The organism is uncultured Campylobacter sp. (assembly GCF_937997465.1).
Classification (GTDB): domain Bacteria; phylum Campylobacterota; class Campylobacteria; order Campylobacterales; family Campylobacteraceae; genus Campylobacter_A.
This window is the reverse complement of the sequence record NZ_CALKTQ010000295.1, coordinates 1-3,377: the sequence shown is the minus strand read 5'-3', so window position 1 is coordinate 3,377 and position 3,377 is coordinate 1. Positions and strand designations below refer to the sequence as shown.

3 protein-coding genes and 1 pseudogene are annotated in these 3,377 nt (G+C 48.7%); 2 read left to right on the top strand and 2 right to left on the bottom strand.

Annotated features, from left to right (window positions below):
• Together Q0546_RS09920 and Q0546_RS09915 are read right to left on the bottom strand one after the other, a co-directional pair.
• On the bottom strand, positions 1-828 hold an 828-nt coding region (locus tag Q0546_RS09920; RefSeq protein ID WP_298792655.1), incomplete at its 3' end, for a glycosyltransferase.
• A complete protein-coding gene (locus Q0546_RS09915) occupies positions 825-1,757 on the bottom strand; it encodes a glycosyltransferase family 9 protein (protein ID WP_298792651.1) in 933 nt (310 codons plus the stop codon). The genes Q0546_RS09915 and Q0546_RS09920, both read right to left, overlap by 4 nt.
• A gap of 133 nt (positions 1,758-1,890) precedes the next feature.
• On the opposite strand from Q0546_RS09915, the gene Q0546_RS09910 reads away from it, so the two are divergent.
• Both Q0546_RS09910 and Q0546_RS09905 read left to right on the top strand, forming a co-directional pair.
• Positions 1,891-2,922 (top strand): glycosyltransferase family 4 protein, encoded by a 1,032-nt coding sequence (locus Q0546_RS09910; protein ID WP_298792649.1) that lies wholly within the window; start codon positions 1,891-1,893, stop codon positions 2,920-2,922.
• A pseudogene (locus tag Q0546_RS09905) lies at positions 2,906-3,377 on the top strand (ADP-heptose--LPS heptosyltransferase); the annotation flags it as partial. The gene Q0546_RS09910 and the pseudogene Q0546_RS09905, both read left to right, overlap by 17 nt.

Genomic DNA, 3,377 nt, shown 5'->3' with positions numbered 1-3,377 from the left:
GCAAGGCACTCCACAAGACTGCGCCTCAAGCAGCGCCGTGCCTAGCGCCTCCGTCTTTGAGGGCAGCACGAAAACGTCAAAACTACCCAAAAACTCGCTCACGTCGGTGCGCGAGCCTAGCATATAGATGTTTGGCGTCTTTATTTTTTTTAGATTTTCCTCCTGCGGACCGTCGCCGACCACGACTAGAGCAGTGTTTGGTAGATTTAGCTCGCTAAAAGCCTCAAACAAGAGCTGATGATTTTTCGCTGCGCGCAAGACCGCCACGATACCGACTACGACGCAGTCTGCGCTCAAATTTAGCTCCGATTTTATATCTTTGGTAAAATTTGGATTAAACCGCGCCGTATCCACGCCCGTGTAGATAACGTCTATCAAATTTTCCCGCACGCCCTGCGAGATTAGCTGGGTTTTGACGGCATTTGATACGGCTACGATTTTGTCGTTTACGTTGTAGCTAAATGCCGATCTGATCGGCGTTTGCAGGTGCCTGGTGCGCACTACTTTAGCGCCCGTTAACTTTGCTACGATCGCGCCGATGTTGCCGTCCTTGCCGGAGTGCGTGGCGATGATAGAGATACTTTTTTCGCGCACGAAACGGCAAATTTTAAAAATTTCAAAAATATTATAAACCTTACTTAGGTTAAATTCTACAAACTCGCAATCAATCGGCTTTTCAAAGCTTTTTGAGCCCGGATTTAGCGCGTAAAATATCTTAAATTTATCCTTGTTTAGTCCGTTTATGACGCGCTGCGTGCGGTGCTCCTGACCGCCGAAACCCAGCGAGCTTTCAAGCTCCAGGATGTTGATTTTATCTGTTTTTTTCATATATTTTTGACCGCCTCGTAGATTTCCTCGTCCGCTACGTCCTGCGCCCTTTTGCTAGCGCTTCGCAGCACGGTACACTCCGCTCCGCCGTAAATGGGAGCCCAGCGAGCGGCGTCCGTCTTGCCAAGCACGAGCACCGTTTTTACCCCGAGTGCGGGAGCTAAATGCGCCACGCCGCCGTCAAGCGTGAGGACAAATTTGGCCGCCCAGATATAGCCGGCTAGCTCGTCTAAATTTTTAGTCGCGGCAAACTCTACGCCCGCTTCTTGCGCTACTTTTTCGCCAAATTTTACGTCCTCAGTGCTAACGGCGACGCGCCCGAAATTTTGCTTTAAAAACGCCAAAATCCGCAAAATTTTAGTCTCGTCCATGCGGTTTTGCTCCACCCTCGAGGAGACGTGAAAAAATACGAAATCTTTAAATTTCTCGTTTTTAGCGCTCGGCACATAAAGCGTCTTTTCTCCGTCAAATTTCGCTCCCAGAGGTGCGGCTAGCTCATAGCAAAGTAGCACCTCGTGAGGAGGCGGATTAAAGTTTAATTTATGCGTTATTAATGAACCGCCCTCGTTTTGCTTTGCCGCTCCTATCGTCGTTTTAGCTGCGGCTGCTCTGGCAAATATCGCGGCAGAGGGCGAATAAGCGCTTCTAAAAATCACCGTCGCATCATATTTTTCGCGGCGAATTTGAAGCAAAATTTTACATTTTCCCCAAAATGCCCGCACTTTTGCTGCCAGCCCTTTTACGTGCTTTGGTTTAGTGTAGATATAAATTTTATTTAAAAATGGATTGCCGCGAACGACGCATGCGTTTAGGCTATTTACCACGATATCTATTTGCGCGCGCGGATGAGCCTTTCGCAGCGCCTCTATCGCTGGCGTCGTGCAGATGAGATCGCCGATGTTATCGTTTCTAACGAGCAAAATTTTCACGATTTTCCTTTTTTGGCGCGATTATACCCATTTTACGCTTATACTTATTTACGCCCTCATCCCTCGCACGCCAGACATAACCTAAAATTCATCAAAAAACTTATAAAATAGCGCTAAATTTTAAAAGGCGAACATGAAAAAAATAGTATTTTTAAGGCTAGATCTGGACGCTATCGGTGGGGCGCAGAGGTATCTCTCAAGGCTCGTCAAGGCTCTAAAAGACTCGGGCGTTGCGTGCGAGACGCGCGGATTTATCGGTAGCAAAAAGCTAAGCTCATGGATCAAAGCCCTGCGTTTTAACTCGCAAGCCAAGCGGCAGAAGGGCGCGGACGAGATTTATTTTAGCCTTGAGCGCATCACCTGCGCCGACATCTACCGCGCTGGCGACGGCGTGCACAAAGTCTATATGAAAACCAAGCCTTTTTGGTTCACAAACCCCCTAAATTTCGTCATTCCGTACCTTGAAAAGCGCACTTTTAAAAATGCTAAAAAAATCATCGCCAACTCAAATTTTATAAAGCGTCAAATTTGCGAAACCTACGGCATTGCCGAGGAAAAGATCGCAGTCGTCTATAACGGCGTAAATTTGCCTATGCGCGTGCAAAAAGGCTCGGCAAAGCTCGCTCTTTGCGAGGAGTTTGGGCTTGATTTTCACCTACCGACGCTGCTGTTTGTAGGAAGCGGCTTTAAACGCAAGGGCGCGGAGGAGTTTTTGCGCATCGTAGCTCGCCTAAAAACCCGCGTAAACTGCCTAATCGTCGGCCGAGATAAAAACGCCGCCCGCTACAAAAATCTAGCCAAGGAACTCGGCCTAAACGCCGTATTTACGGGCGCTCAAAAAAGCGCGGCGAGATTTTACGAAGGCAGCGAGCTGTTTTTGTTCCCGACGGCGTACGAACCGTTTTCAAACGTCGTTTTAGAGGCGCTTAGCTACGGCTGCGTCGCTATCACGACCGCTCAAAACGGCGCCGCGGAGATACTGCCTGATGAATTTGTGATGAGCTCGCCGCAAGACTACGACATCTGCGCTCTGATCGACGAGATCCTAAACGACGACGAGCGGCTGGCAATGCTACAAGAGCGAAATTTGGCGCTTGCTAGCGAATTTAGCATCGAAAAAAACGCGAGCGCGACGCTGGAGATAGTGCGTGCGAATCTTGATTGAGCTGCCGACCTGGCTGGGCGACGCCGTGATGGCAAGCGCCGCTGTAGAGGCTATCGCAAAGCACGCGGTGGTTGGCGCGGGAAATTTGACGGGCAAATTTGAGGACCTGGGCGAGCGAGATTTTAGCTTTTCGTCGCAAAATTTTGGCTCCGTAACGCAAGAAATACAAATTTTTAAAAACGGCGCGGCAAATTTGGACGATAAATTTGACGCAGATTGCGGCGCAAATTTGACGGCGAGTGAGCGAGAAAATCAAAATCTAGAAAATTTAGCAGCCCAGCCTGTTAAAATCGTATTTTTCGGCTCGTTTGCGGCGTGCGAGCTTTTTAAAGCTCACCCAAACTGCGAACGCGTCATCGTGGATAACAGCAAAAAGGCTAAATTTAGGCTCTGGCAGCTATTTTGGCAGACGAGAAATCTCGGCGAATTCGACGCGGTGTTTAGCTTTAGAAGCT